This window comes from Azospirillum griseum (assembly GCF_003966125.1).
GTDB classification, from domain to species: Bacteria; Pseudomonadota; Alphaproteobacteria; order Azospirillales; family Azospirillaceae; genus Azospirillum; species Azospirillum griseum.
Window position 1 is genome coordinate 1 of sequence record NZ_RXMA01000077.1, and the last position, 2588, is coordinate 2588.

General features: G+C 66.3%; 2 pseudogenes. Both read right to left on the bottom strand.

Annotated features, from left to right (window positions below):
• Positions 1-87: 87 nt before the first annotated feature.
• Positions 88-1794: pseudogene (locus EJ903_RS26075) on the bottom strand (DUF4158 domain-containing protein); the annotation flags it as partial.
• Between the two features lie 174 nt (positions 1795-1968).
• Positions 1969-2588 (bottom strand): annotated as a pseudogene (locus tag EJ903_RS27140) (hypothetical protein); the annotation flags it as partial.

A 2588-nucleotide genomic window follows, 5' to 3' on the forward strand; every position in this document is an offset into this window, starting at 1 on the left:
GTTGGGCATGGTCACGCGATGAATTTCCTACGCCCTCGAGCTTAAACTTCAGCCGGGCTGATGTCTCACCGTCATTGGCACAGAGGGTGGCAGCAGAGCGTCGAGCCGGGCGGCCAAAGTCCTCGCCTCCGTCGGCGTGGCCGCCTTCACCGGCGTGATGTGCAGCCGCTCGTCGCGCAGTTCGACACCGTCGAGCTGATTGCGCTGCAACCTTTGAGCAAAACGCTTCAAACGCTCGTCGAGTTCCTGGCTGCGCGCGGCCAACCACGCGTCGGCCGTATCGGGCAGGCCCAATTCGGACACCACCGGCGGCACCGCCGCGGTCGGCAGCAGATAGCTGTCGAAACGGCGGTAGCCGGAGGAACGCTCGACCCAGACATCGCCGGAACGGAGTTTGTTGCGCAAGGTGGCCAGCACCGCCATCTCGTACAGTCGGCGATTGGGTTTGCCGCTTTCGACGACCAGCCGCCTCCACTCCTTGCGGAAGGGCATCGGCGCATCCGACGGCACCTCGCGCTTGCCGGACTGGTTGAGTTCGCGCAGCAGCGTGACCGCCGCGAGCAGCGGGTCGTTGTCCCTGGCCGCCTTGAAGGTGAGGGCTTCGAGAAGAGCCGGGACGAACTTCCGGATCGTGATGTAGCGGTCGGCGGCACGGATCAGGGGATTCTCCTCCGCCAGATCGGCGAGCCCGGCCACCTCGGGCCGGGCGCGCAACAGCTTCGCCCAGCCCACGGTCTCGTCGACGACGGCGAAGGCGTCGCGGTCGCTGTCCTGGGCCGCGCCGAGCGCCTCGATCGTGTCGTGGAACAGCCGCATCAGGCGGCCGACGTCGCACGAAGTGGCGGCGTAGGTCTTTTCCTTGGCATGCTTGCCCCGCGTGAAGGCGCCACCGATCAGCCGGTCGGCCATGTCGAGCACGGCATCGGTCAGCCGGGATTCCAGGTCGAACAGCACGGCGACCAGGGTCGCGCGCCGCCGATGGGTGGTGTAGCGGCCGAGCAGATAGGCGGGTGACGCCTGGCCTTCCCGGACAAACTGGCGGAACCGGATTTCGGGAAGGCGCGACACGAGGTCGGACGCGATCCCGACGGCGCGGACGGCCTGAAGCTTGCCGAGCAGGTCGCGGACATGTCCGGCTTTCGGCGCGCTCGGCATCGCCTTCAACCAGGCGAGAGGAGTCCCACCGAGTTCGGGATCGACGACCGGCAGCCGGTCGAGTTTGGCCAGTTGCTCGTCGGTGAGGCCGGCAAGCAGCGCGTCGGCGGCCCGCTTGCGTGCCCGGGCACGCCCGGCAGCGCCGGTGCGTTCGATTACCGCCAAGGCGGGCAGGATGAGCTTCTCGGAGCGGAGCGCGGAGACGATGGCGGTGACGATCACTCCCGGCTTGTGCGCGGGCCAGGCGGCTTGGGCGGCGGCTTCGATCATGAAGGGAAGGTCGGCATCGGTCGACGGGCGCAGCCCGAGCATCGAGGCGAGTTGTCGGGCATGATCGGTCATCGTCTGATGCCGACGGGCATAATCGGCGAACAGGTGCGCCGGCACATCGATCTGGGCAGCGATCCAGGCGATCAGCGGGTCGATTGGTTCCTCGACCTGGGCAAGCGCACGGCCGGACTGACGGAGCAACGCCAATTGCACGGCGAAACCGAGCCGGTTGGCGTCACCCCGCCGCGTCAGAATCAGGTCGTGGTCCGAAGGGGTGAGCGTGAATTGACGCGCCAGAGCATCCCGGTCGGCGGGAACGCCGAACAATTGCCGGAGTTCGTCCTCGGTCAGCAAACGATGTCGCGGCACGCCGTTCCCCTCTCCAGCCCCGGTCCCGGCCGTGGACGCCGATCCGATCGCGGGAGAGGGTTATGAACGAGTGGAAAGCGTTTTGTCACGGAACCGTGCCGACCAACTGTCCGCACTGCCACCCTTTGACGGACAAGCGCCCTGATCGGCAAGGAAGGAATGGCGACGCCGGCCTCAGGCCGACGCCACCACCCAGATGTCGCTGGCCGACAGTGAGCGGACGTTCAACATGGCGAAGGTAGTTGCCGCCATGGAACCGTTGCCGTCGGGGTCGTAGGACAAGGCCCCTGTCGTGGTGTTGAACACGAAACGATCATCGGCATCGCTCGGCGCGTTGAGTGCGAAGCGGCCGGCGTCGAGCTGGCCGGTTGGAAGGTTGCCGAAGGCGGAACCGACAATTTCGATCCGGTCGGTGCCAGCCTGGAAGTCGGTGACGGTGTCCAGCCCATGGTTGGGCGCGGTGAACAGGAAGGTGTCGGCGCCGGCACCTCCGGTCAGCGTGTCGGACCCAGAGGAACCGAATAGGATGTCGCCACTGGGCGTTCCGGTGAAATTATTCAAGGGAATACCTTGAGCCGAGAAGACGCGGGTATAAGCATTGATGCCGTCGAGGCTTGCACCGTTGGTGGTCTGCCAGGAAACGATGAAGCCGCCATCGGCTCGCGCGGTTACCACAGGATCCCAGATCGGCACCGTCAGGTCGTCAATACGGAACTCGTCGCCGATCTTGACCCCGTTGGCGTCGAACCGCTGCCCCCGCATCTGGCCGCCGAAGCTGGTCGGGCTCGACCAGC